The sequence below is a fragment of the Estrella lausannensis genome (assembly GCF_900000175.1).
Classification (GTDB): Bacteria; Chlamydiota; Chlamydiia; order Chlamydiales; family Criblamydiaceae; genus Estrella; species Estrella lausannensis.
The window spans coordinates 69,837-94,711 of the sequence record NZ_CWGJ01000028.1 but is presented as its reverse complement, the minus strand read 5'-3'; the positions used below and the strand labels follow the sequence as shown (position 1 = coordinate 94,711).

The window sequence follows — 24,875 nt, the reverse complement described above, 5'->3', positions numbered from 1 at the left end:
TACTGTCTACACATAAAAGTGTTTCCACTTATCGTCTTGAACCATAACTTCCCTGGCCTGATGAAAATCATCCATCGTAAGAAGAGCCAATTGTGAAGTGCCAAGCTCATGCGGCATCACACCCTTGGAAGCTGCCCTCCTCATGCTGAAAAGGACCGCCTGACTGATAAGCCCTTGGATATAAGCTCCACTCGTGCCATCCGTCATCTTGACAAGCTCTTCTAAATCGAAATCCTTGCTTATCCTGGAGTTCAAGATATAGCTTTCAAGGTATATCTTGAATATCTCCATCCTTCCTCTGGCAGTCGGCGGCTTCATCAGGATATGCCTGCCGAAGCGTCCATTGCGCAGGATGGCGTCAGAGAGCTCAAAGTTGCGATGCGCAATACCGATCACAAGCAAATTTTTGCACTCATTGCCTTCAAAAAATGGATCCAGTTCTGTCAGAAACTGGTTCAATACCGATGAGTCCGGCAAGTCGGTTTCTTTCTTATTGATGTATATCGAGTCGATCCCATCGATCACGACCACATGCAGCGGAGCTTCGTCCTTTAAGTCCTTGGCAGCATCCTGCGCAGGCTTAAGAATCATTTCAATGCGTTCTTTTAGATGGTTTCCCTGGAGGGGCCACAGCTGAGAAGCATTGTAATACTGGAACCTTGGACCATCTAAACAAAACAACTTTTTGATCGCTTTGGCAAGAGATGTTTTACCAACGCCGGAAGGCCCGTAGAGAAGAGCACCGCGGGAGGAGGTGTGCTTTATCGACGAAAGGTAGTTGCTGTAGTAGCTTGAAATTTTAAGATCCAGCAGAAACTCCAGCACCTCATTGCCGAGCCCTCCAAGACCGAGCGCCTGCAGGTCACTCGCTATCGATCCGGTGACAAGCTCCGTTCGCGGCGAGAACTGATTTGCCTCCGTCTTTTTATCCTTGTGGATTACATCCTGGTAGGCTGATTTGAAGTCCTCCAGGGTAACCTTGGCTGCCGGGTGGTTCGCTATATCCGACACAGCGACCTCTGCATCAAAAAGCCTGCGGAGCGAATATCCTGTTGCATGAGAGACCATGCCTTCAATGAAAGCACCCGTCCTTCCAACTGTCATCTTTGCCAGCTCATCCAAACTAACATCTTCGCTAAGAAAACCCTTCTCGCTGAGCGATTTCAGGTGGATGCCGAAAATCTCCTTTCTTCCGTTGCCATCTGGGATGCCAATGTGAATCTTGGTTCCGAGGCGACCCGGCCGCAGCACCGCTTCATCGATTTTGTCGGGATAGTTAGTCAAGCCGACCACAACGATATTGTCCAAAGACTCTTCTCCCTCGCTTGAGATACCGTCGAGTTCGGCAAGGAAGGTGTTGAGCACCGATGTTTCATACCGCTGCTGTGCATTGGAGCGGTCTCTTAAGAAGGCATCGATCTCATCGATGATGAGTAGATGGAGCGGGCTGTCTTTGCCGAATTTTTTTTGATCGTCCCTGGCATCGGCAAACATCTCCCGCACTTTCTTCTCGGAATCGCCAAGCCACTTAGACCACACTTGCGATCCCGTATAGAGATGGATGCGCTCTTTTGTGACTCCCAAAAGCTCACCCAACTTCCTTGCAAGAATAGTCTTTCCGGTACCTGGTTGTCCGTAGAGGAGAAGGCCTCTTGGCGGAGACTGGCCAAGCGCTTTGGTATGTTCGGCATAGGTGCTCCTCGACAAAATGATTTTTGTTACAATGTCTTTAAACTGATCCGAGAGGCCTCCTATCCCCAGCTCTATCAACTTGGTCGATACATCCTCTGTGCTGATGTCTTTGGGCTTCGTGGCGATCACAAGCTCGCCCCCCCTCTCCGCTTCAAAAACAATCTTCGTCTCAGGAACTATGCTGTAGACTAAATCAAGGGTTCCCTGCGGCTTCTTCTCCCTGGTCGTAATATCGGATAGTTGAAATTTGACGGTCTGGCCTTTCCCGGTCAGCGTAGAGAGAGTCTGCTGGTTAAAGAGGTGACCGCTCTTAGGCACAGCTTCTTTAAACAGTTTCTCCAATTCGTCAAAGGCAATCACCACTTTTGCCCCGCCTTCCTCTTCGATCCCGAGCATTCTGGCTAGGGCAGAGACGGAAACGGAAGGGGTGGAAACCTTGACTTTCGCCTGGAGAATCGGAAGCGGCTCTTTGAAATCAACCACAGCCACATCCACTTTCGGATTGGAATAGACTGTGATGGCTGTCTTGGAACTAAATTCCCAGAGATCTTTGATGTTGGCATTTTCGCTCTCTGAGAGTCTGTCGCCGCTCACTTTTTTAAGCTCCAGCAAAAATTTGCCGCCTGACCCTTCAATGACAAGTTTCCCTCCGACGGCAAGGAGTTCGCGGCTGCTGCGGATTCTGTCGGCTAGATCTTCCTTGCTGATCCAATTCAGCTCATTTTCCTTAAGAGCCCTGCTGTGATCTTTGTCAATGAGCTCGAATGTCGCCTCTTTCGCCTCGGCAGCATCCCCGGCTGTCGTCGTCAGAATGACGTTCTTGTTCGGAGCGACTAAAATCGCGTGATCTTCTGTCAGGCGAAAAGCCTTCAGATTCTCTTCGGCCTCGTCGATTTCATCACCGATTGTGTCATCCCCTCTCACAATAACTTTCGTTAAGGAAATGGCATACTTCCAGTCGCTGTCAATCTGGATTGTCTCTTCATGCTCAGGAAGAATCAAGTTATTGGTGAGCCTTTGCCTCAGGGAACCGGCAATATCTGCCAGGGGGAGCATCAGCGGAAGAGGCTTTGCACCTTTTTTCCAGGCATCCGGAGAGGCGATCGGTCTTGACGAACTGAACTCCCTTGCGGAAATATCGATGATCTTTGTGATCGTGAAACTGAATTTAAGAATTTTTTCAGCAGGCAGCTCATCGACTAAAACAAGTCGGTAGCTATCTCCAGAAACCAAATTCAACTTCGTATCCTGATTAAAGAGGCCATGATAGGGCAATTTGGTGAACAACGCCGAATCGCTTTTGCTGACGCCATCCATATCCCAATTCTCCACAACAACGGAGAGAGGACCCAAAACAGAGTGGTTTACAAAAAACTTCTGCCCCAGACGCAGCACCTGAGCATTCATTTTGAAACGAATCTCCGCTTCGATGGCCGAGGAAAGTATCGACTTCTTCTCATTTTTTCCTCCCACACCATTCAGCTCTCCCCAAGGAAAAATCTTCAGTTTGACTTTTGAGAGGAGGGCTGCACTCTCCCTGTCTGGCTTAAAGGGAGTGATCCACGAAGAGGCGGCGGTCCCCTCTTTGTACAGTTCTTCGTTAATCTCATCGAAGGTGAGCTGGTCCAGATCGATCGTTCTCGGCTGCTGCATGCAAACGTCCATGAAACACTGACAAACCGTATTGGCGATTTTGATATATTTCACTTCTGTATCCTGGCTGGAAAAGAGCTCTTTGAAAAGAGCTGGAGAGACACGGGCTGAAGAAACTCCTCTCGTGTAGTCCGGATCGAAGTGAACCTTCACAAACAGGCGTGGTATAAGCAGTTCTTCTGCATTAAACCCCGCTGACTGGTGGGTTCTTTTGCTTTGGGGCAGCAACACTCCCCTTGAGCTGGCGCTGCGTTTAGAATCTGGTGTAAACGTAACTAACTGCATGATAACCCCTCCATTGATCGCTTATGCTTCCGTACAAAAAATTCAAGGATCGCTCCTAAAAAGCCTCCCGCGGCCTTTAGAACCCTTAAAATCAAAGCTGTTTTGAGGCAATAGTGAAAATTCAATTGGAACGAAACTATTCCCTTCCAAAAGCGGCTATACCCGTCTGCCGCGACAGACAAGATGTGCGGTTCACACCGAAGCCGGCTATTGTCCGTTCAACTGAATCATTAACATCATCTGACGATGATGACGGTTTTGTTGGCACTTTTGTTTGAAACTGTTCCATCAATTATGCCGAAAGTGTCTCAAAATTTGGTTTTTGGCTAAGAGAAAGCTCCCCACGATTGAGACACTTTCGGTATAAGCTGCACAGGGCTTCAGGAAAGCCCAAATAATGCACTTTAATCTCTAACTAAACGAATCGATCTTTTTGCACAACACTCTTTTAAAAATCCAACTACGCCCTTAAATAGCCCCCTGTAGCCTTCCTGGGATTAAATCAGTTAATATATATTCCACGACTATCTCAATATAATTTCGTTCCATTTCCAGAACTGCGCAGAGACCGCCCACAAACTTAAATCAGGATGTTTTGAGTTTGTGGGCAATCTCTTGGATAAAAAATGATCGGACGATCAAGGTGCCGTGGGTGAATCAATCAGGATTTGAAGAAAATCCCCATGACCGGTGGGCTAGGCACTGGGGACAACGCTCTCCCTCCATTCAACGGGGAAAACGCTCCTAATCAATGTAAAATTTATCTTTACAAATTTAATAAAACTCAACTAAGAAGGTCTTAGATTCAAGAAGGAGATATTCTATGATCGAAACATTAAGGAAGTGGAAATTTCTCTACACCCTGGAAGCAATTCTTTTTATTTTCCTAGGCCTTGCAGCTATCGTGGCACCTTTTATTTTCACAATCAGCTTCGAGTTGCTGATCGGATGTCTGTTCCTTGTGGGCGGAGTCGTTCAGGGCGTGCGCTCCCTCAAGCAAGGGATGGAAACAGCGGGCTTTTGGTTAAATATCTTAGTCTCCCTCCTCTCTATTTTTTGCGGAATCTATCTCTTATCCAAACCAATCCAGGGAATCATCGCACTCACAATACTCTTGGCTATTTTCTTTTTCTTCGATGGGACCTCTAAAATATGGCTATTCTTTCAGTCAAAAGACGTTCGTCCCAGGGGCTGGTTCTTACTCTCAGGCATCCTTTCCTTCCTCATCGGCAGCCTTATCTATTTTGGCTTGCCGAACAGTTCCGTTTGGGCCATAGGCACTTTGGTCGGCGTCAACCTGCTCATGTCAGGCGTTGCCTTGCTCGCAATGATTTATGGAGCACTTAAGAGCCATTGATCGGTACCGGGTTGCAGCTTTGAGAGAGGATGCAACCCTTTTAAAGTTATGTATGAGACTATCTACAACCTACAGTCGTGCGATTTGATTTTCGGAGTCTATAGCCAAATTCAGCAGCAAAGCGTACTAATTTAAGTTTTTCGATAGCCTCAAATCAGTACAAACCCCCTTTTCTTATGAGCAGCACAATATCCATATTCGCCGGAGTCGCCCTCTTTTACCTCATAGCCTATGGACTTTACATAGGGAAAGATCTGCTGATTCCTTTTGTAATTTCCGTAGCAATCTGGTACCTGCTCATTACCTTATCCGCCCTGTTCCAAAAACCCACCTTCGGAAAAAAAAGGCTGCCCTATCCGGCAGCGCTTCTTCTTTCGCTCGGCTTTATTTTTATCGTCTCTCTCTTCATTTACGAACTGGTCTCCTCCAATGTCTCCGACGTAGGCCGGGAACTTCCACGTTATCAGGAAAAGCTGGGGCGCTTATTCAACAATCTGCTCGATATCTTGCCGTTCGATATTTCTTCATTCAAAAAAGATTTCCTAAGCCGCTTCAGCCTGATCAGCATCGCGGCATCTGTCGCCCAAAGCGTCACTTTCCTGATCAGTTATCTCGGGATCATTTTTCTCTATGTGCTTTTTCTCATGCTGGAATGGCGTTCCTTCGATCAAAAATTAGAGGCTCTTTTTCCAGACGTAAAGCAGCTCGCGAAAGCAAAGAAGATCATCAGGACCATCTCCAGGGATATCCAGTCCTATCTGATCTTAAAGACAGTTCTCAGTCTGGCGGTCGCATTGATTGCCTACATCCTCTTTAGCGCCATCGGCCTGCACTTTCCCGCATTCTGGGCTTTGGTTCTTTTTCTGCTAAACTATATTCCCACCATCGGAGCCATCTTCGCAACGCTGCTGCCTTGCTTTTTAACCCTCATTCAATTCGATACTTGGATGCCATTCATCTTCATATCCACCTCGCTCATCGCGATTCAGTTTATTGAAGGAAATATCATAGAGCCCAAACTTATCGGCAGGTCTGTCAACCTAAGCCCTGTCGTCATCCTCCTGTCCCTTGCTGTTTGGGGCTACCTCTGGGGTATCGTCGGGCTTTTCCTCGGAATCCCGATCATGGTCATCGTCAATATCATCCTCTCTCATTTTGAGAAGACGAGGCCTATCGCCATTTTACTTTCTGAAAACGGTGAAATCCATCCTGACAGTGATTGAAGCCTATGCTGAAGAGTTTCAAAATTTAGTTTTTTCCAAAGGGTAAACTCCAGATTTCGCGACACTTTCGCTATAGGTCGTAGGCATTCAAATCGTCGAAAAATGCTTAATAATCACTCTATATTGTTGGCTAAAGGTTCATTCAATAATCGCTTGCTCAAAATTTAATCGATCGGCTATCTCATTCCAGAACTCTTTTTGAAGGAATTGCCGATGAAACATATTTTGAAATCCTACAAGCTTAAAGCGTCTCTTCTCGCAGCTGTGCTTTCGGTAGTCAGTCTGCAAAGTCAAGCCCCCTCCACAACTAAAACTTCCATTTCAATCCTAAAAAACAACACGCCTCAAAGCCGGTATGAAAGCATCCTCATGACGGAACTGCGTGATAAAAACTCAAATAAACCTAAGTTCAGGGCAGCCGCCTTCAAGTTAGGTTCGCTCCTCGTGAACAGAGCTGTTGAATGCTTTGAAACTAAAAATATTGTGATAGAAACGCCGTTGACGGCATTTGAAGGTGAATCATTTTCCGGCTCGCCGGAACTGGTTTCTGTAATGCGCTCGGGAGACGCTCTTCTTGACGTCTTCATCACACATTTTCCAGACGCAAGTGTGAGCAAGATCTTAGTTCAGCGCGATGAAGAAACCGCCAGCCCCAAATTTTTCTATATGAAACTCTCCCCAACTATCGCATCAGGACAGCCGGTGATCATCACAGAACCGATGCTAGCTACGGGGGGCACGCTAAACATGGTGCTGTCGCTTTTAAAAGACAAGGGTGTCAAAGAGAAAAACATCATTATAGCGAGCCTTTGCGCCGCTCCTGAAGGCCTTCGTTATCTGGAGGAGAGATATCCGGACATCAACGTCGTCGTAAGCGCACTTGACGAGCGGCTCAATGAGAAAAAGTACATTGTGCCCGGACTGGGAGACTTTGGCGACCGTTTCTTCGGGACCAAATAACCTATTTATCAAGAGGCGACACTTCCGCAGGGATATATTCCGGAGCCACAGGGTGGCTAAACCCCGGCTCCTCTCCGATAGATTGAAATACAGATTCAACCCAGTGGTAGATATCCTCGTCGCGGATTTTTTTTCGGAGCCGCTTCATGCGGTTCCTTCTTTCTGTCTCCCCCATCTCAAGAGCCTGATAGATGGCATCGGCCATACGCTCTCGATCATAGGGATTGACCAGGAGGCAAGCCTCCTTCAGTTGGCAGGCAGAGCCGGCAAATTCACTCAGGACAAGCACGCCCTCCTCTTCTATATTGGCAGCGGCGAACTCTTTGGAGACAAGATTCATTCCATCTTTCACAGGTGTGACAAGGCACACGTCGCTTGCCCTGTAAAATGAAACCAACTGCAACTCCGTTAAAGGGTGGAACATATAGTGGATGGGGATCCAGCCCGAAGTTGTATACTCACTGTTGATCTCCCCGACAAGCCTGTCGATCTTCTGTTTCAGCTCATAGTATCCTGGTATCTCTGTCCTGGAGGGGACAACGACCTGGATAAAGTTGACTTTTCCATGGTACTCAGGGTATTTCATGAGAAATGTCCTGATTGCTTCAAGCCGATAGGGAATCCCTTTGGTGTAGTCAAGGCGGTCCAGACTGAAGACCATTTTCCTGTTCGAGAGGCTATTCTTAAGCTTGACACACTCAGACAGTACTTCAGGCCGATCTGCTTTGCTGGTGAACTCCCTGAAATCGATGCTGATCGGGAATGTGCCGATCTGGGTTTGAGTATCGTGCGTCATGCATACGGTTTTGTTACCGCTCCCTTTCACTGCGGCATCGCCCAGGAGGGTTCTGACCGAATGGATGAAATTTCTCTGATCGCGCATCGTCTGGAAACCGATAAAGTCGTAGCTCAGCATGGCTCTCAAGAGGTCGAACCTCCACGGTATCTTCAAAAAAATATCCAGCGGAGCGAAAGGAATGTGTAAAAAGAAGGTCAGTTTTTCTTTGAAGCCCAGATTTTTCAGTTTTTTAGCCAGCAAGATGAGGTGATAATCTTGGATCCAGAGGAAGTCTCGCGGGCTGGAGACCTCCATGACCTTTCTGGCAAATTTTTCATTAACAGCTTCGTACTGTTTCCAATAGGAGGGATTGAAATTGCAAAGCGAGTGCAAATCATGAAACAGGGGCCAGATAATTTCGTTAGAAAAACCGTCGTAGTAGCCGCTGACCTCTTCCTTGGTTAGCATGATGGGAACAAGCCTGTACCCGGCTTCCATCTCAAATTTCTGGATCAGAGGAGCGATCTCCTCTTCGGTGTAATCAGTCGTTCCCGGCCAACCGACCCACACTCCTTTTTGAGCTTTGAGCAGAGGTTGAAGGGCTGTGATCAGCCCTCCCGAGGCTTTGGAGAGAACCAGCCTTCCCTTATGTCTTCTGAGTGTGATAGGCAGCCTGTTGGAAACAACAACCAGCCGCTCGGTCTTTACTTCGTTGTCCATATACTCTCATATTTATCAAAATATGATTGATACCACGACAACCAATTATATCATATCAATTCTATTTTTTTCTTACACATTCTTAGGGACTAAAGACGGACATCGCTCCCGTGGCGCCAGAAAGCGCAGTCACTTCTCAACCAGCTCCTGATCAGGCAGATTGGCGGCAAATGAATCGAGTACTTCCTTTACGCTGAGCACGCTCTCGATGTGTTCGACGCTCTTTCCCGCCTGCCAAAAATCCTTGGTACTTCCCTCGTTCTTAACGATTCTTTTAAAATCATGTAAGGCCGTCACACCATACCACATGCGCATCCACTTTTTCGTCAGGCGATGACGCAAAAGAAAGCGCGCCAAGAGACCTGCTTTTGTACCCATTTTTTGGACATAGGGGGTGTTGATGACTGCCAGAGGAATGCCGGTGACTCTCTCCGTCAGGACAATATCCTTTTCATTCGCGTTGACGATTGCCTCCTTATACTCCCTGCTGGCTTTGCACTCTGTCGTGGCGATGAAGCGCGTTCCCATTTGCACGGCGCTATATCCCATATCCAAAGCTCTTCTGAAATCATCAGGGGAAGACACGCCTCCTGCCATTACGAGGGGTTTATTCAGGCTGGATATCTCCCGAAAAAGCTCTTCGGGCGCTAAGCGTCCTGCGTGGCCCCCGGCTCTTTTGTTGACGCAGATAAAGCCATCTACCCCTGCTTGCATAGCCTTTTCAGCCCACTTCCGCTCGGTGACGTCGTGATAGACTATCCCGCCATAAGGCTTTACCATTTCTACCAGCCTGGCAGGATTCCCAAGAGCTGTAATAAAAAATCGGATATCGGCTTTGAGAGCCTCTTCCACATATCCCATCATTTTTTTTTCATAAAGCTTCGATGAACTCTCCAGGAGGATATTCAAACCGACCGGTTTTTTGGTAAGCCGGCGGATATACTGAAGTCCGGCAGCGAACTCATATCCCCACACATACGTGAGAGACAACGGCTGGATTATACCGATGGCGCCTCCTTCTGAGGCTGCAGCCACAAGCTCAGGGTTGCTGCATGGGTACATCGCACCGCAAATGATGGGGAGCTTCACTCCGACTGTTTCTGTAAATACGTTCTTAAAAGCCATGAGATAAAAGCTCCTGCGATTGATTTTTTTGAAGCGGTCAGTGATATTTCAACACTACACCGAAAGTTTCTCAAAATTTGTTTTTTGGCAAAGAGAAAGCTCTCGCGATTGAATGATCGTAAGCCACCTAATATTAGAAATATGAGGTGACTTACGATCATTCAATCCCGAGGCTTTCTCAAAGCCCACATGCCAAGTTTTGAGATACTTTCGGTATATACCGAAAGCCTGTCAAAATTTGGCATGAAAGCTTTACGATAGGGTCTTGGATTGAAAGTTTACAGCGCTCCTCCCATTTCTAATATGAGGAGACTTGTCATCTTTCAATCTTAGGGAGCTTTCTCACAACCGAAATTCCAACTTTTGAGGTACCTTCGCGATAATGTCGATCTTCGGGCTTTGAATCAACCTCTACCGAAAAAGTCTTCAAATTAGAGACTCTTTCGGCATAAACAACCAAATAGTGGCTTCATGAAAAAAAAACGATTTTCCAATCCCCACATCCGCGATGAGAAGAGAACGTTTTTCAAGTTCCTGCAATGGCGATTTGGAAAAAAAGAGAATTTCTCCTCCGAGAGGAGAAAACGGCTCAGTGCAGCCCTTGGAAAAGTTCCTTTTGAGCCGGTCGATCTTACCCTCATCAAAAATCCGGGCCCCACACCTCAAGTTACCTGGATTGGCCACTCGACGCTTCTCATCCAGTACAGGGGGTACAACATACTCACCGATCCTGTCTTAAACACCCGCTGCTCCCCCATTCCCTTCATCGGGCCCAAGAGACTCTCTCCACCGGCAATTTCCCTGCTGGACTTACCTCCGATCGACCTGGTGGTTATTTCCCACAACCACTATGACCATCTGGAGAGGAAAACGGTCTCATATCTTGGGAATGCACCTCTTTGGCTGGTTCCGCTCGGGTTGAAAAAGTGGTTTAAGCGGCGCGGGGTTCACCATATCGAGGAGATGGACTGGTGGGACAGCAAGGAGTTGGATGCAGTCTCAGTGACATGCACCCCTTCACAGCACTGGTCAAAGAGAACTCCTTTTGACACCAATCAAAGCCTCTGGGCTTCATGGGTGGTCAGAATTGGCGATTTCAAATTCTATTTCGCTGGCGACACAGGGTACAACCCTTACCAGTTCAAGGAGATAGGAGAAAAGTTTGGACCTTTTGACTTAGCAGCCATTCCCATTGGCGCCTACGAACCGCGCTGGTTTATGAAAAACTACCATGTGAATCCGGAAGAGGCTGTTAAAATCCATCAGGATATAGCCTCCAGGCTATCTATCGCGATTCATCATAGGACCTTCCTCCTCGCGGACGAGCCGTGGGATGCGCCCGCAATCAGCCTTAAAGAAGCAATAGAGGCCTCTCGGATGGAGGAGAAGGAGTTTCTCTCCATCCCTGTCGGCCGAACGGTGAAGGTCCCTCTTCAAAATGACTAGCGATTTAAGCGATCGGCATATGCTCCCATATTGCCTTCGCGTCGAGCTTGGTCAGATCCTTGGGTATCTCTCCCTCGACGCATTTGACCACGTTGTGGTTTAGCTCATCTCTTAAAATACCAAGGAAGGAGGGTTCTGCCATAATGAACATTCTGGTGTAGCGCATCCCATTTTTCTGCGACTCCAAGTACTTTGCCACCTCTTTGGCAAAGTTCATCGCCTCTTTCAATTTTAGAGGGGTAGTCGGATCCATGGTGCTGTGTCCCGAGCGGAACATTTCGTTAGTCCGGCCAAGTCCGTCTCGTGTCAGCATTTCGGCTTTCATCGCGCTTTGCGGGTGAACCATGGTATAGATCTCACGCAGATTCCCAAATTTTTCCACTTCGAAAATTCTGGCCTTTTCCTTATTGCAGACGACAACCCAAGTTTCTTTATGCATACGATCACCTCCGGCATCTTTGCTCGTAAGCCTTTCCCAATTTCAACTTTAATCTCTGGCGAGCAAATAATCAAGAATTATTTTGAATAAGGGCGTCAGTAAACTTTTAAGTCCTAATCAAATAGTAATGATTTCATTGCCATCGATGGCAAAGAGCCGATCATCCGATGTCCAGCTAATCGGCTGGGACAGCGCATCTTCGGTAAAAGAGGGAAGAATCGCCACGCGATCCTTAAATTGAAAACAAGGGAACGAGAGGCGCTCCCCTCCTTTCTTCAAGACGACATGAGGGTGGATATGTCCTGAAAAGGTAAAATATTTAGGGTGCGGCTGAGGCTCTTTAGTGAACGCAAAAGGAGGAATGATGAGTGGGTCTGCCCAGGCGGCAACTCCAAAAGATGTCACTTCCTCCACCTTCAACATGGGTGTTTTGGGGAAAGCCAAATAGAAAGCTGTTCCTAGCGTCCGCGACCAGCTCTGCACTTTACTCAGCAAGGGCTTGTCAAACGAACGGCCCTCGGGCGCTGCATCACCCAAGAGTACCACGCGCTTAACAGGCCTCTTCTTGAAAATCGCTTTGAGCCGATCCAGCTCGGCAGCGCCGCTCTCCATCCAGTTTTTTTCCGTCAAAGCGCAGCCTATGTCGGCCACCAGCAGCAGCTCCATCGCCGGCCAGAACAAGGCTTTCTCAGGAAGAAGCTCTATCTCTTCATTTTCTACATCTATCAGCATAGCTGTCAATCTACACGATTGCCCTTTTTCTTAGGAAGAATCCACAAAATAGCGGACCAAAAGTGTTTCAAAATTCGGCACGGCAGTTATGGGAAAGGCCTCACGACTGGGAGAAGATAACCTACCTCATCCTTCTAATATTAGGTCACTTGCAATGTTAATAAACCTTTTCTTTGCTGAAAACCTGATTTAGAAAGATGTTCGGTACAATGCGTCTTATATCTTCAGTACGCGCTCGAGCAGACGTTCTTTTCCTTTGGCATCCAGCAAGAGATGCAGCGCATCTCCTTCTTTAAAAGCACGGCTAATGCACCTCTGCCAGGCAGCCTCGATTTTTTGTACCAGCGCAGGATGAACCCCTCCTTCGGCATCGTCCCCTTCGTAATGCTCCCAGTCGACGGAAAAACCCATTTTCTCATAGAAACCGACCGCATCGGATAAGGCGTACACATTGACGTTGCCGCTGCCCATGAGCTTGCTGGCGTTGTATGCGATATGGATGAGATGGGTACCGACACCTTTCCAGACCCCGGTCTTATAATTTTGGATATAGTCGACGGTGACAGGGTTAAGCTCCGGTTGGCTTTCAATCACTGAAGGAAGATAAGCGGAAAAGTGGATCTCTCCAAAATTCAAGACCTGATCGGCGCTTTTATCAATTAAGGCGATTTTGTAGTCGCAGCCCCATTGTTTTTTAGTAGCGCGGCAGCTTCCTTCCAAAGGTTTAACATGCCCGGTTTCAATTTCGGTTGCAGGAAAGAAGGAGTCTTTTAGGAACCGATCAAATTCATCCATGCCTTCTTGAAAAAAAGGCTCGTACGAAGTCGTTGGTAGGTTTATCGAGAGGCTCTGCATGATATATCCTTGATTAAATCGAGGGTATATTCTATGCCAAAAATCAATTTATGGCGTAGCGCTGCTTTCTGTTTGTATCAATCAGGCGGCGTACTTAAGAAGAGCCTGCCCGTGATTTCAAATCTTAGGCAGACTCGACTAGTCCCAGTCTAGCTAACCTTAAGCACGATTTTTCCCTGCGTGTGGCCGGCTTTGACTTTCTTCAGCGCCAAGACAGCCTCTTCCAACTTCAGCTCTTCGGTATGTGCTGGCTTTATGGCTCCTTGGTCGATCAGGCCGGCGATAGTAGCAAGCTGCTCGCCGTTTGGCGCCACGAAGACAAAGCCGGTGCGTATGGGATAGGACTTCCCCAGCTCTTCAACATTGAAATTGACAATCGAAACTAAGGAACCTCCCTTTTTTACCAAGGGGAAACTTGCCCTGAGAGTGCTACCGCCGACGCAGTCATATACCACATCGAGTCCCTGGGGCTCATGTTTCATGATCGCTTCAGCAAAGTCCTCTTTGTTGTAGTCGATCACGTGATCTGCTCCAAGGCTCTTTACGTAGCCATGGTGATTTGACGAGGCGGTTGTGTAGACAGTTGCCTTTTTCCATTTGGCAAACTGAATCGCAAATGAACCGACGCCTCCGGCGCCTGCAGAGATAAAGCAGGTATCGCCTTCCTTCAGACGCGCAAAACCAAACAGGGATTGCCAGGCGGTGAGCGCTACGAGAGGGATGGCCGCCGCTTCAGCGAAATTCAAGCTCTTAGGCTTTATGGCCGCATATTTTGCGTCCAGGGCGATATATTCGGCGAAAGTGCCATGTCTGACCACTTGCTTGCGGCAATAAGCAAATACAGCATCCCCGACCTTAAAGCCTTTGACACCCTCGCCCACCTCCGCGATCTCTCCGGCAGCGTCCCATCCGAGAATCAAGGGGAACTCATGGGGCATCTTGTCTTTCAAGGCACCTTCGCCAATTTTCCAGTCAACCGGGTTGACCCCCGCATCACGGATGCGGATAAGCACCTCTCCTTTTGCAGGGCTGGGCTTAGGCACATCTGCCATCTTCACCTCTTCAAGCCCGCCAAAATGTTCGACGACCACTGCCTTCATTGCCACCTCTTCCTTTTCGGATTTTGACAAACCCGGATTGCATTGTTAGCGATTTAAACCGAAAGTGTCTCAAAATTTGGTTTTAGGCAAAGAGTAAGCTCTCCAAGATTGAGACACTTTCGGTATAAGAGCGTCCAAAAACAAAATTCAACAGCAAAGCGCACAATTTTGAGTTTATGGATAGCTCTTATATGTCGCAAATCGGAACGATTCGATCAAGCAGAGAATAGGCGCTCCGAGAGTCTGCTAGCGGATTTAGCTTCCGACGATTTTGCCCGACACTGCCTATGGGCCAAAACAAATGAATCAAAAACCGATCGAATCAATCAATAAAATCATCAGAGACCATCCCGTTACCGGGTTCCTGTTGAGACTTGAGGTTAAATGTAAAGGAGGATAAGGTTCTTGCCGATCCTTAAAAATAGACAGCAGGTTAGGCATGCCCCATACTCCAATCATTGGCACTCTCGGTTACATACTTTCCCCTGAAAAAGATCAAGTCCTGATGGTGCACCGCATTGGGAGGGAAGACGATCTATTCCTTGGGAAGTACAACGGTCTCGGCGGCAAGATGGAGGCAGGGGAAGATGTCCTCTCGTGCATGAAGCGGGAGATTTTTGAGGAAGCTGGCATCATCGCCGAAGAACTTCACCTGCGGGGCACCGTCAACTGGACGGGGTTTGGCAAAAACGGCGAGGACTGGCTGGGCTTTATTTTCTTAATCGAGCGCTTTTCCGGGACACCCTTGAAAGAGTGCGCCGAAGGCCCTCTTGAATTCGTACCTATCAATCAGCTCCATACGCTGCCGATGTGGGAAGGCGATCGCCACTTCCTACCCCTTGTGTTCGATAAAAATCAGGCCCCCTTTCACGGCCACATGCCCTACCAAGGGGGAAAGGTGATGGGCTGGAGCTTTGAGAGGGAAAGGGGAAAACATTTTGCGACACTTTCGGTATGACCGAATTGTATCGTCAAAAGCGTCAACGGATTCTTTGAAAAAGAAATTGGTAATTATTGCTTTTCCTGATATAATAAAGCGCTTTCCTTCGAAATAAATAAATTTCAACCATTAACAAGTGATATCCATGCTTCCAATCTTCAAAGAAAACAAAGAGTTGCCGAAAGAGGGTCCAAAAAAAGCCGCTGCGCCTAAAAAGAAGGCTAAAGAGGGCTCCATCACGTTTGACACACCGGGTAACAAGATACACTTCATCAGCCTTGGCTGCCCCCGCAACTTAGTCGATACGGAAGTCATGCTCGGTATCTTGCTGAAAGCTGGATTTGAGCCTGAACAAGAGATGAAAAAAGCAGACTTCATCGTGATCAACACCTGCGGCTTTTTGCAGGCATCGCGTGATGAATCTCTCTCTTGCATCGGCGAAGCGATGGAGATGAGGAAGAAGGGCGCTAAAGTCATCGTCACCGGCTGCATGGTGCAGCGTCACTCCGAAGAGGTAAAAGAGCATTTCCCCTCAGTCGACTACATGCTCGGATCAGGTGATGTCGAAGGAATTCTAAAGGCGGTTTCGGCTGAAGAACAGGGAACGATGATCACTTCTGCCAAGAGCTTTCTGGAAGCTGGCGAAGTGCCAAGACAACTCTCCACGCCAAAACACTTTGCATACCTTAAGATTGCCGAAGGCTGCCGCAAAAAATGCGCCTACTGCGTTATTCCGAACATCAAAGGACCGCTTAAGAGTAAAACGGTCGAGCAGGTGATCAAAGAGTTCCGCATATTGAGAGGCAAGGGCGTCGAAGAGATCATTCTAATTGCCCAAGACCTTGGAGACTACGCTAAAGATCAAGGGATGAAAAGGTCAGACGGCCTCGTCATGCTGCTGAAAGAGATTCTGAAAGAAGAGGGGGATTTCTGGCTCCGACTCCTCTATCTTTACCCGGATGAAATCACCGAAGAACTTCTGGATATCATGAATCAAGACAAGCGGCTTCTCCCTTACCTTGACATGCCCATCCAGCACATCAATAACAGAGTGCTCAAATCGATGCACCGGGCGACCTCCAAAGAAGAGATTCAAAACATCATCAAGACGCTGCGCTCCAAAGTAAAAGATGTCACCATCCGCACCAGCCTGATCGTCGGGTTCCCCGGAGAGAAAGACGAAGAATTTGAAGAGCTGCTTGAGTTTGTCAAAGAGTGGAAGCTCGATAACGTCGGAGTGTTTAAATACTCCAACGAAAAGGGTTCGTATGCCTACGACATGGAAGATCAGATCGCCGACGATGTCAAAGAGACGCGCTACCAGAGATTGATGCAGGCGCAGGCGCAGGCCCTCGAGGAGAGACAGAAGCGATTTATCGGTAAAACGATCGATGTCTTTGTCGAAGGTTACCACCCGGAAACAGACATGCTGATGGTTGGCCGCCACAAGGGACAATGCCCTGATATCGACGGCGCTGTCATCATCAACGACGGCAGAAAAGTCACCGCTTTCGGCAAGCGCTACAGGGTTAAAATCACGGAAGTGGCCGGATACGATCTCGTCGGTAAGGTTCTCTAAGCATGACTGACCCACAAGAGAGCCATCTTTTGTCCGTCCGCTCTCTTGGGCATCGGGGAGAAGGCGTCGGAGTTCAATCCCAGCTGGTCATGTTCGTTGATGGAGCGCTTCCACAAGAAATTGTCGAAGTAGAAGTCACCGCACAAAGGAAGCGTTTTGCAGAAGCGAAGCTCCTGAAAGTGGTCCAGCAGAGCCCCGACCGCATCGCTCCCCCCTGTCCTCTTTTTGGCTCCTGCGGGGGCTGCCAGATCCAGCATCTCAGCTACCCGGGCCAGCTTAAGGCCAAGCAGGAGAGGGTCAAAGAGTGTTTGACCCGTATCGGCAAGTTTACCGACGTCCATGTCGAAGAGTGCATCCCCTCCCCCGACCCATTCCATTGGCGGCATAAGGTGCAAATGCCCGCTGCCGCGGTCGATGGCAAGCTGGTGTTTGGCTTTTATGAAAAGCGCACGCACACAATCGTTCCCGTATCTACCTGTCTGATCCACTGTGATGAGGGCGACAAAGCCATGCAGGCGCTTGAAGAAGAAGCTAACCTCCTGCAGATCACTCCCTACTCCGAAACTACAGGCCAGGGCGCTTTAAGGCATATTCTGCTCAAGACCTCTCTTTCCAGTAAAAAAACGATGGCCGTTTTCATCACCAATGGGCGGGAAAAGGGGAAAATGGAGAAGCTGGCAAAGAGGCTGATGGAGAAACGCCCCGATGTCGCCGGAGTGTTCCTCTCTATCAACAAGGAGTCCGGCAACACTATCTTGGGAAACAGCTTTGAGCTTCTTGCTGGCGCCAGCACGATTCAGGAAGAGCTTCTCGGCTTAAGATTTACTGTCTCGCCTGCTTCATTTTTTCAGGTTAATCCAGCGCAGGCCGAGAATATGTACCGCAAAACGCTCGAATTTGCAGCGCCAACGAACACGACACGGGTGCTCGACTGCTACTCGGGAGTAGGCACGATGTCGCTTATCATGGCACGTCAAGCCGGTTTCGTAAAAGGAATCGAGTGGGTGGAAGCCGCTGTAGAAGATGCCTATGAAAACAGCCGTCTCAACGCTATCGCCAATATCGAGTTCAAGGCTGGAGCGGTAGAAAGCATTAGCTTTCGGGGCGAGAGCTTCGACACCGTCCTTTTAAATCCCCCGCGAAAAGGGTGTGATGAAAAGGCTTTGAAGGCGATTTTGAACTTGGCGCCGGCGACAATAGTCTACACCTCCTGCGACCCAGCCACTCTCTCCAGGGATCTTGCCGCTCTGCAGGCCGGGGGCTACAGAATTGAGAAGGTCCAACCGTTTGATATGTTTCCCCAGACCATGCATGTCGAAACCGTCGTGAAGTTATCCCGGCTGTGAGACACTTTCGGTATAAAACCCCATTGATCAGTAAAACGTTCCCACTTGCGCTCTAGTGCAGGCTCTTAACTCTGGACTGATCCAAGTCCCTCATCATCTTGCCAATAGGCAACTTGTCGCTTCACACTCAAGCAGCTCTCCAAATCCCCTGTCCAGCCCGTAAACGCTCGTGCCCTCGCCAAATCGACACGCATTCAGCCCAACCAACCACCTTACATAAATTAAATTATTTACTATATAATACATATATAAACATTTTGCATTTAAACAATCTAAACAACTTCTTTAATTACAAAGAACATTCAGCGCCTATAATTCGGTAAAGTTTTAAGCGAGGAGAATAGGTATGCAGTACGAACCCAGCATGAATTTCAGGGACAACATGAACGCCCTGGTCAACTTTCCCAAAAATAACGAGCATGCCACCATCAAAAGCGACAGCAGCGGCAAACTCTTCTCGAGTGATGGCAGCTACCTCGCGCGAACCGTAGGCTGGTATAGCGGCAGCGACTTAAAAGGGACTACCGCCGTCATCAACCGTACCTGCCAGGACATGCTCAATGAGATCGGTGAAACGGTGTTCAAGGCTGAACATTCTGACAGTTTGGTGGAGGCAGCAAACGCAAGGGAGTTCTACTTAAAAGCCGGGCAAGCGCTAGAGAGCATGAAAGAGATTCAAAAGGTCTATGCCAAGCGGTATGAAGGCAAGCAGCACGAGGGAATGAACGAGCTGAGCCAGACTATCCAAGCGTTTGAGGAGGGCCTTAAGCGTTTTGAGGAACAAGAGTCGAACCTGGCGCAAAGAATTTTGTCAGCAAGCAGTTTTCTTTTCCTAGAGGCGGAAAACGACTTAGGAAAAAGCTTCATCTATGTTCCGAATGAAGTGGAACCGAGTCAAGCATTCGCTGGCTTAGAGCAAGACCTGCCAAAAGTATCTTCATGGTGGGGCACTTATGGCCAAGGACCGACGGTACTTGGTAAACTCGCCTCCGGCTTCAATACAGCCAAGGAAATTGCCGTAGGCACATTTTCTCCCTATGCCTATGAAGCGAGCTCTGATCGTGTCGCTTTGGGCGGACAGCAGCGGGTGGCGAATGGAGGCAAGCAACTTGGCGGCAGCGATGTCTATCACTACATCGAAGGAATCAGTAAAAAAACTCCGGTAAACGCGATTCACGACTTTCATTTGGCAGGGGGAAGCGCCGTCAATAACAAAACTGTAGAGCAAGTCAAAAGCATTATCAACTCCCAGTCCGATTACTTTACAGACCCCAGCCTGCCGGTTGTCATTCCCGTTGTATTTACTGGCGAAGGCGTTTGGGAGCGCAATCACATCGCTGTCATTTTAATTAAAGACAACTGCGTAGAATACTACGATGCCAAAGGAATTGTAAGCGAAAACAAGCCGCTCGCAAAGGGAAGCGGAACGTTGCGCGATGTGCTTGAATTTTGCCGGGATAAATTCACAAAAGGCGGGTTCATCAGGGAAAACCCCTATCCACATCAGTATGACGCGCACAATTGCGGCGTGTTTGTTTGCCGCCATCTCCATGACCGCCTAATCAAGAACTCAGCTATGGGAACCATGAAGACCGAGGCGCCATCCCTTTCTGAAGTAGAGGATTTCAGGCAGGAGGTCATCAAAACAGCCTATCCTGCAGATGAAAAGGGAAATGACAAAGGTAACACTGTGGGAGGGTCTTTTAGCGAAGACGACTTTTAAACAAGACTAGAGAAGGGGGAGTTGAACACTCCCCTGAAAGACAATTTTAACTTCTCATGTTGAGCGCCGCAAAGCCGTTTGCCAACGATTCCCCTACGAACCAGTCCTCAGTTGTGCTCATGATGCCCTGGTAGGCTTCAGCCTTCCATTTCATCGCATTCAGAGGAGCGAACACCCCAAGGGCGGAAACCGCTGCATCTACAATTTGAATCACTCCCTTGACACAAGTGAGCTTCAGATATTGATTTAATTCCGGTGATTTTCCGAGAGTGACGGCACAGGCAATGGCGATAAAGACCAACTTGACAATCTCGACAATCGCTTTGACGACGTGGGCTGGGCAGTTGACGGCGTGGTTGAAAGCAAGGCCGGCTCTTGTGCCTACGCTGACATCTCTGAAGGGAACATTAAAATCGCATATAATCATTTGAGTACTCCTTTTTCCGGATTTAATAATATGTATTTAAAGTGTGAACCTATACGTTCTAGAAACGGTTGGACTTTTTCTATAAATGGATTCCCAGTGAGGGAAGCGTGGTGTGTACCCAGATCGATAAATAATTTCTTTCTGGACGTCGATTCCGCCCCTCTTGCTTTAAGAAGGGAAGCCGCTTTCTGAATGGAAGCCTCCAGACAATCTTGTCTGATATTGAATGTACGCACAACCAACTCCCTCTGCTTCATCACGATCACAACGCTGCCCGCCTCTTGCAATCTGGTAACCAAGGAGTTCTGTTCATCTTGTACGCTTTTAAGAATGCCGTCAACGTGTTTTCGCGGGTCGATCTTAGATTCGGGTTCGATCGCATTGTGACAGGCGGCAAGGAGAGCTAAGGCCTGGATTTTTTCATGGGCACCCCCTTGCTTCTCTCCCGAAAGGATCTCCGCTGCATGCTGGATTTTGCGGATTTCGTCTTTGTGTTTATTGAGCCACAGCTCTCGCTCTGCATGGTCCCAGCCGAAGATCTGCATGGCGCTCAAAGCGATCGCTTTTCTGGGCGATCTCTCCTGTAGCTTCTCATAGAGAGACTCGCCAAGGAGTTCGCTTGACTCCTCCACCAAAGCGATGTCAACGCTCTTATCGGCATAATTGGCGATCACTCCAGCAAAAAACTCCTCATGCGCAGGGTCTTTGTGTCTGTCGAAAATAAAGACAAGATCAGCTTCCTCAATCGCTTCGACGTTGCCGCCGGCGATCTTGTCCTGATAGCTGAAAAAGGGATACTCTTCCCTGAACACTTGATGGGTGGAAACGGTCATGTCATACCAAGAAAAATAAAAAACAGTTTTTAACACAAAAATCTAATTTCACGCAAGTTATACCAGTTTATACCTAAAACAAAAACAACATTTAAAAACAAAAGACGGTAATTTATTGCTACACCTTCAAGATAGTAAGAGATTGTTAGCGATTTTGGACTCCATCGATGGCGGGAACTATGCCGAAAGTCCCTCAGAATGTGAAATTTTGCGGCATTATCGACATATACCGAAAGTGTCTCAAAATTTGGTTTTTGGCAAAGAGAAAGCTCTCGCGATTGAATGATCGTAAGCCACCTAATATTAGAAATATAAGGTGGCTTACGATCATTCAATCCCGAGGCTTTCTCAAAGCCCACATGCCAAGTTTTGAGATACTTTCGGTATAAACTGTACGGATTGAAAAGAATACTTGATTTACCTTCCGAATCTCACCTATCTTGTTCCTCTCAGAGATAACATTTAAGAGACCGACAAATGATCCAGCCATCCGCTCTAGCCCCTTTGATTGACCACACTCTTCTGAAAGCAGACGCCACGAAAGCGGAAATAGAGGCCCTCTGCAAGGAGGCGCTTGCGTACCGCTTTTATTCCGTCTGCGTTCTTCCGGTCTGGGTAGAAGATGCCGTCTCGTTTCTCCGGGGTTCTTCCGTCAAAGTGACCACCGTCATCGGTTTTCCTCTAGGAGGCAACCTTCCTTTGATCAAAGCTAAAGAAGCAGAAAAAGCCGTCAAGGAGGGCGCCCACGATATCGACATGGTGATCTGTCTGGGAAAAGCAAAAGAGCATAAGTTTCGCTACATCAAAGAAGAGATTGAGGCTGTCATCAAAGCAGCGAAGCCGCCTTGCCTTAAAGTCATTTTAGAAACATGCAACTTTGATCCCGAGGAAATCCGCTCTCTGTGCACCGCTTCCAAGGAAGGAGGGGCGGATTTTATTAAAACATCCACGGGATTCGGTAAAGGGGGCGCCTTAGTCGAGACTATTGCCCTTCTTAAAGAATGTGTGGGGGGGCAGCTTGGCATCAAAGCTTCCGGGGGCATTAAAAATTACTCCCAGGCATCCTCTCTTCTTGAAGCGGGAGCTACCCGAATCGGAAGCTCCGCCTCGGTTTTTTTAATGAAAGAAGCGGCCGAATTTAGAGTGTAACATCAAACATCTCATATTCATCCGTACCAAGCAATCCCACCCGGGTCACTTTGGATGTTCCGACAAACTCGATGCACCACCCTTCAGGGTCATCAAAAAATATCTCCTCTACTTCCGAGTCGATCAATCCAGCGATATATCTCGCGCGGGACTCGGAGGATTTTGCACTGGGGTAAAGAAACGAGAGGGACTTGTGCTTTTTACCCTCAGCTTTGTATTCATCGGAAACCTTGGCAGAAATCGTGTGCTCGCTTCCAGGGATGAAATAGGGCTTTTTGAAGATTATGCGCTTGGCCGTTGAACCGATGAGTTCGATCCGGCATGCCGTACCGCTGATCTCCTCCAAGATTTTCGTCCTGACAAAAGTGCCGCTATCTGAAAGGGCCGCTTTTTGAACAGAACTGTTTACAATCAGAGCCGTTGTCCCCTTGACGGTGGTGATCATCTCCGCATTTTTTACACACACACGATCTCCCGCCAAGAGACCCAGCGGACACAGAAGCGAGGCGACCTTTACGGAGCCGCTTGCCTCTATCGATTCCTTGATGGAGCATCTCAAGACATCGACATCTCCCATCGCATCAATTTTTTTTGCAGTACTTAAGGTGCACTTGACGTTACCCTCCGAGAGGATCAATCCATCGCAAGACGACGATGTCATTTCAACCTCTGCTGCAGAGACAGAGAGGACCGTTGACTTGTAAATAATTACACTACCCTCATAATCAACAGCATGATTCAAATTTTCACGGCGAATCGTCAGCAGCTTCTCATCTGTTGATCCCAAAAGCTGCGGGACAATGTGTGCCTGTAGATTGTGTTCCTCCTCTTCAAAGTAAAACCCGAAGCCATCTAATTGTAGCGATCTCGAAGCCAACATATGCACCTCTTTGTTAAACTTAAGGAATTGAAAAATGCTTCACCCCGGAAGGATCCTATCCACTTAGATAATGTTAACGGATTCAGATTTCGTCGATTTTTCTGAGGGAAAATATACTACTTTTGGATGTTTTTTAAACAGGCCACATTCCCCAAACCATCTAAATAAACAAACAATATATTTATTTAAACAACACTCACGATCTCGGCAGAAACAGGTTCTCGTCTTTAAGAGACAGCGCTAAAACTAAATATGTACGCTTTGCATCTGATTGCAGTTTTCTCAAGGGATCTAAAAGGAAGCGCTCTCCAAAATCGGCTTTTAAACTCGAAGTTCCTCCTCGACCTATCCACTTTTTTTTAAGTTGCAAAAGGAATATGAAACAGGCAAGGTGAGGTCGCATGAGGGTCTTACTGCTCCTCAGAAAACGCAAACGCTTCCGCATCAAGGAGATTACCAAAATGCCCAGCGACAAGGAAATTCACCAGTATTTGGAAGCGCTCTTCAATTTCAAATCCTCTCTTTATTCTAAACACTTCCACGAAGCTTTCGATAAAATTGAAAAATCCTCCTTGGCTGCGGCCAAAAAAGAGGAGGCGATCGTACGCGCTGTCTTAGACACAGCTTCCCGATTCATTATCGATCTCTACGACGTCATCGACCACTCGACTAGAGAGAGTCTCAAAGAAGGAGAGATCCCCCTTTTTTGGAAAAATTCCAAAAAGATCATCGAGCATAAGATGGATACCTGGATTCAAGAGAGCGCAAAAAACTCGCCAGCCCTCGCCTCAATCTCTTCAAAGCTGCGCAGCGATATCCGCGAATTTCAAGAAAGGGCCGCCAAGTTCCACCAGGAAAGACAAATTTACTCCCACACCATCAGGAGAGCTAACGACACCGCGCTCCCCTCTGAAACCACTTAAAACAAAGGATTTCCCCGTGTGTTTTTCTAAAGAAGCCAGTTACGTATCAGGAACCTTGCTGACCACGTTAGGCCTCTATACGGTACTGACAGCCAAGCAAAAAAAAATCCTGCCGGCTGCGCTCATCCCCCTCTTTTTTGGCATCCAGCAGCTATCTGAAGGAAACATTTGGGCCTCTTTCGATGAAAATCTATCACCCATCAAGCTACAGTTTTTTAACAGCATCGCGGCAACGCCAGGATTTTTCGCGGCCCTTTTTCTCTTTTTCGCCTTCATCATCTGGCCAGTCTGGATCCCGCTTTCGACCTACCTGCCTGAAAAGCAGCCTACGCGCAAGACTCTTTTAGGAGCTCTGCTGCTAGCCGGCATCGCGACTGCAGCTCTTGCTGTTCTATCCCTGAAAGACAACAGCATTACCTTACAAGTCATTCAAAAGTCCATTCAGTACACTCCGGAAAAGCCGTTGATCATGCCGTTGAATTTATTCATTCTTCTCTACGGTGCAACGGTAATTTTACCCTCTTTAATTTCGTCGATCAGGGGCTTTTCGCTGTTCGGCGTCTTTTCACTCGCTGCCCTCATTATCTCATTTTACCTCTACTACAACACCTTCACCTCGGTCTGGTGCTTTTTCTCCGCTTGGCTCTCCATCATTATCGCCATGGTGGTAAGAGCTCAAGGACACTTGGCAGAAAGGCGCTGACCGGATC

At 47.9% G+C, this 24,875-nt stretch carries 21 protein-coding genes; 11 read left to right on the top strand and 10 right to left on the bottom strand.

The annotated features are described in order from the left end of the window. Positions 1-6 precede the first annotated feature (6 nt). A complete protein-coding gene (locus ELAC_RS10770) occupies positions 7-3,630 on the bottom strand; it encodes an AAA family ATPase (RefSeq protein ID WP_098039298.1) in 3,624 nt (1,207 codons plus the stop codon). An 823-nt stretch (positions 3,631-4,453) separates the two neighbouring features. Between ELAC_RS10770 and ELAC_RS10765 the strand changes: the two genes are divergently transcribed. The 3 genes from ELAC_RS10765 (at position 4,454) to upp (ending at position 7,170) form a co-directional block, all read left to right on the top strand. Then, a complete protein-coding gene (locus tag ELAC_RS10765; RefSeq protein ID WP_098039297.1) occupies positions 4,454-4,987 on the top strand; it encodes an HdeD family acid-resistance protein in 534 nt (177 codons plus the stop codon). 176 nt (positions 4,988-5,163) lie between these two features. Further along, positions 5,164-6,210: an AI-2E family transporter gene (locus ELAC_RS10760; protein ID WP_098039296.1), complete on the top strand. Its 1,047-nt coding sequence runs from the start codon at positions 5,164-5,166 to the stop codon at positions 6,208-6,210. A gap of 213 nt (positions 6,211-6,423) precedes the next feature. Continuing rightward, positions 6,424-7,170, top strand: a complete 747-nt coding sequence (gene upp, locus ELAC_RS10755) for a uracil phosphoribosyltransferase (protein ID WP_098039295.1) — start codon at positions 6,424-6,426, stop codon at positions 7,168-7,170. Position 7,171: 1 nt separating this feature from the next. Here upp and ELAC_RS10750 read toward each other — a convergent pair whose 3' ends face one another. Then, the gene (locus ELAC_RS10750; RefSeq protein WP_098039294.1) at positions 7,172-8,668 is read right to left on the bottom strand and encodes an alpha,alpha-trehalose-phosphate synthase (UDP-forming); all 1,497 of its coding nucleotides are present in this window, start codon (positions 8,666-8,668) and stop codon (positions 7,172-7,174) included. A 129-nt stretch (positions 8,669-8,797) separates the two neighbouring features. Then, the gene (locus ELAC_RS10745; protein WP_098039293.1) at positions 8,798-9,793 is read right to left on the bottom strand and encodes an NAD(P)H-dependent flavin oxidoreductase; all 996 of its coding nucleotides are present in this window, start codon (positions 9,791-9,793) and stop codon (positions 8,798-8,800) included. Positions 9,794-10,264: 471 nt separating this feature from the next. Here ELAC_RS10745 and ELAC_RS10740 point away from each other — a divergent pair, with 471 nt between their 5' ends. Next, on the top strand, positions 10,265-11,239 hold the full coding sequence (locus ELAC_RS10740) for an MBL fold metallo-hydrolase (RefSeq protein ID WP_098039292.1): 975 nt from the start codon (positions 10,265-10,267) through the stop codon (positions 11,237-11,239). Between the two features lie 4 nt (positions 11,240-11,243). On the opposite strand, the gene ELAC_RS10735 is transcribed toward ELAC_RS10740, so the two are convergent. The 4 genes from ELAC_RS10735 to ELAC_RS10720 form a co-directional block, all read right to left on the bottom strand. Then, positions 11,244-11,678 (bottom strand): baeRF12 domain-containing protein, encoded by a 435-nt coding sequence (locus tag ELAC_RS10735; RefSeq protein ID WP_098039291.1) that lies wholly within the window; start codon positions 11,676-11,678, stop codon positions 11,244-11,246. A 117-nt stretch (positions 11,679-11,795) separates the two neighbouring features. Continuing rightward, on the bottom strand, positions 11,796-12,410 hold the full coding sequence (locus ELAC_RS10730) for a metallophosphoesterase family protein (RefSeq protein WP_098039290.1): 615 nt from the start codon (positions 12,408-12,410) through the stop codon (positions 11,796-11,798). Positions 12,411-12,626: 216 nt separating this feature from the next. Next, positions 12,627-13,265 carry a GNAT family N-acetyltransferase gene (locus ELAC_RS10725; RefSeq protein ID WP_098039289.1) on the bottom strand — a complete coding sequence of 213 codons (639 nt, stop codon included), beginning with the start codon at positions 13,263-13,265 and terminating at the stop codon, positions 12,627-12,629. Positions 13,266-13,414: 149 nt separating this feature from the next. Further along, on the bottom strand, positions 13,415-14,395 hold the full coding sequence (locus ELAC_RS10720; RefSeq protein WP_239414522.1) for an NADP-dependent oxidoreductase: 981 nt from the start codon (positions 14,393-14,395) through the stop codon (positions 13,415-13,417). A 409-nt stretch (positions 14,396-14,804) separates the two neighbouring features. On the opposite strand from ELAC_RS10720, the gene ELAC_RS10715 reads away from it, so the two are divergent. The 4 genes from ELAC_RS10715 (at position 14,805) to ELAC_RS10700 (ending at position 19,953) form a co-directional block, all read left to right on the top strand. Next, the gene (locus tag ELAC_RS10715; protein WP_098039287.1) at positions 14,805-15,323 is read left to right on the top strand and encodes an NUDIX hydrolase; all 519 of its coding nucleotides are present in this window, start codon (positions 14,805-14,807) and stop codon (positions 15,321-15,323) included. 127 nt (positions 15,324-15,450) lie between these two features. Next, positions 15,451-16,884 carry a 30S ribosomal protein S12 methylthiotransferase RimO gene (gene rimO / locus ELAC_RS10710; protein ID WP_098039286.1) on the top strand — a complete coding sequence of 478 codons (1,434 nt, stop codon included), beginning with the start codon at positions 15,451-15,453 and terminating at the stop codon, positions 16,882-16,884. Between the two features lie 2 nt (positions 16,885-16,886). Beyond that, on the top strand, positions 16,887-18,230 hold the full coding sequence (gene rlmD / locus ELAC_RS10705) for a 23S rRNA (uracil(1939)-C(5))-methyltransferase RlmD (RefSeq protein ID WP_098039285.1): 1,344 nt from the start codon (positions 16,887-16,889) through the stop codon (positions 18,228-18,230). 346 nt (positions 18,231-18,576) lie between these two features. Beyond that, complete coding sequence (locus tag ELAC_RS10700) at positions 18,577-19,953, top strand: hypothetical protein (RefSeq protein WP_098039284.1); 1,377 nt, start codon at positions 18,577-18,579, stop codon at positions 19,951-19,953. A gap of 46 nt (positions 19,954-19,999) precedes the next feature. Here ELAC_RS10700 and ELAC_RS10695 read toward each other — a convergent pair whose 3' ends face one another. Together ELAC_RS10695 and ELAC_RS10690 are read right to left on the bottom strand one after the other, a co-directional pair. Next, the gene (locus tag ELAC_RS10695) at positions 20,000-20,380 is read right to left on the bottom strand and encodes a hypothetical protein (RefSeq protein ID WP_098039283.1); all 381 of its coding nucleotides are present in this window, start codon (positions 20,378-20,380) and stop codon (positions 20,000-20,002) included. After that, positions 20,377-21,213 carry a hypothetical protein gene (locus ELAC_RS10690; RefSeq protein ID WP_098039282.1) on the bottom strand — a complete coding sequence of 279 codons (837 nt, stop codon included), beginning with the start codon at positions 21,211-21,213 and terminating at the stop codon, positions 20,377-20,379. The genes ELAC_RS10695 and ELAC_RS10690 overlap by 4 nt, the downstream gene beginning before the upstream one ends. 480 nt (positions 21,214-21,693) lie before the next feature. Between ELAC_RS10690 and deoC the strand changes: the two genes are divergently transcribed. Beyond that, positions 21,694-22,362: a deoxyribose-phosphate aldolase gene (gene deoC / locus ELAC_RS10680; protein ID WP_420810336.1), complete on the top strand. Its 669-nt coding sequence runs from the start codon at positions 21,694-21,696 to the stop codon at positions 22,360-22,362. On the opposite strand, the gene ELAC_RS10675 is transcribed toward deoC, so the two are convergent. After that, positions 22,352-23,242, bottom strand: a complete 891-nt coding sequence (locus ELAC_RS10675) for a hypothetical protein (RefSeq protein ID WP_098039279.1) — start codon at positions 23,240-23,242, stop codon at positions 22,352-22,354. The genes deoC and ELAC_RS10675 overlap by 11 nt on opposite strands. 401 nt (positions 23,243-23,643) lie before the next feature. On the opposite strand from ELAC_RS10675, the gene ELAC_RS10665 reads away from it, so the two are divergent. Both ELAC_RS10665 and ELAC_RS10660 read left to right on the top strand, forming a co-directional pair. Further along, positions 23,644-24,165, top strand: a complete 522-nt coding sequence (locus ELAC_RS10665) for a hypothetical protein (RefSeq protein WP_098039277.1) — start codon at positions 23,644-23,646, stop codon at positions 24,163-24,165. A 16-nt stretch (positions 24,166-24,181) separates the two neighbouring features. Beyond that, entirely contained in the window at positions 24,182-24,868 is a 687-nt protein-coding gene (locus ELAC_RS10660) for a DUF6629 family protein (protein ID WP_098039276.1), read from the top strand. Positions 24,869-24,875 lie beyond the last annotated feature (7 nt).

What these genes read in the sequence shown, in the direction of transcription:
- rlmD (WP_098039285.1), top strand. Translation starts at nt 16,887, where the DNA reads ATGACTGACCCACAAGAGAGCCATCTTTTGTCCGTCCGCTCTCTTGGG.
- rimO (WP_098039286.1), top strand. Translation starts at nt 15,451, where the DNA reads ATGCTTCCAATCTTCAAAGAAAACAAAGAGTTGCCGAAAGAGGGTCCA.
- ELAC_RS10750 (WP_098039294.1), bottom strand. Translation starts at nt 8,668, where the DNA reads ATGGACAACGAAGTAAAGACCGAGCGGCTGGTTGTTGTTTCCAACAGG.
- ELAC_RS10745 (WP_098039293.1), bottom strand. Translation starts at nt 9,793, where the DNA reads ATGGCTTTTAAGAACGTATTTACAGAAACAGTCGGAGTGAAGCTCCCC.
- upp (WP_098039295.1), top strand. Translation starts at nt 6,424, where the DNA reads ATGAAACATATTTTGAAATCCTACAAGCTTAAAGCGTCTCTTCTCGCA.
- ELAC_RS10760 (WP_098039296.1), top strand. Translation starts at nt 5,164, where the DNA reads ATGAGCAGCACAATATCCATATTCGCCGGAGTCGCCCTCTTTTACCTC.
- ELAC_RS10730 (WP_098039290.1), bottom strand. Translation starts at nt 12,410, where the DNA reads ATGCTGATAGATGTAGAAAATGAAGAGATAGAGCTTCTTCCTGAGAAA.
- ELAC_RS10675 (WP_098039279.1), bottom strand. Translation starts at nt 23,242, where the DNA reads ATGTTGGCTTCGAGATCGCTACAATTAGATGGCTTCGGGTTTTACTTT.
- ELAC_RS10715 (WP_098039287.1), top strand. Translation starts at nt 14,805, where the DNA reads ATGCCCCATACTCCAATCATTGGCACTCTCGGTTACATACTTTCCCCT.
- ELAC_RS10695 (WP_098039283.1), bottom strand. Translation starts at nt 20,380, where the DNA reads ATGATTATATGCGATTTTAATGTTCCCTTCAGAGATGTCAGCGTAGGC.
- ELAC_RS10690 (WP_098039282.1), bottom strand. Translation starts at nt 21,213, where the DNA reads ATGACCGTTTCCACCCATCAAGTGTTCAGGGAAGAGTATCCCTTTTTC.
- ELAC_RS10735 (WP_098039291.1), bottom strand. Translation starts at nt 11,678, where the DNA reads ATGCATAAAGAAACTTGGGTTGTCGTCTGCAATAAGGAAAAGGCCAGA.
- ELAC_RS10765 (WP_098039297.1), top strand. Translation starts at nt 4,454, where the DNA reads ATGATCGAAACATTAAGGAAGTGGAAATTTCTCTACACCCTGGAAGCA.
- ELAC_RS10740 (WP_098039292.1), top strand. Translation starts at nt 10,265, where the DNA reads ATGAAAAAAAAACGATTTTCCAATCCCCACATCCGCGATGAGAAGAGA.
- ELAC_RS10725 (WP_098039289.1), bottom strand. Translation starts at nt 13,265, where the DNA reads ATGCAGAGCCTCTCGATAAACCTACCAACGACTTCGTACGAGCCTTTT.
- ELAC_RS10770 (WP_098039298.1), bottom strand. Translation starts at nt 3,630, where the DNA reads ATGCAGTTAGTTACGTTTACACCAGATTCTAAACGCAGCGCCAGCTCA.
- ELAC_RS10665 (WP_098039277.1), top strand. Translation starts at nt 23,644, where the DNA reads ATGAGGGTCTTACTGCTCCTCAGAAAACGCAAACGCTTCCGCATCAAG.
- ELAC_RS10700 (WP_098039284.1), top strand. Translation starts at nt 18,577, where the DNA reads ATGCAGTACGAACCCAGCATGAATTTCAGGGACAACATGAACGCCCTG.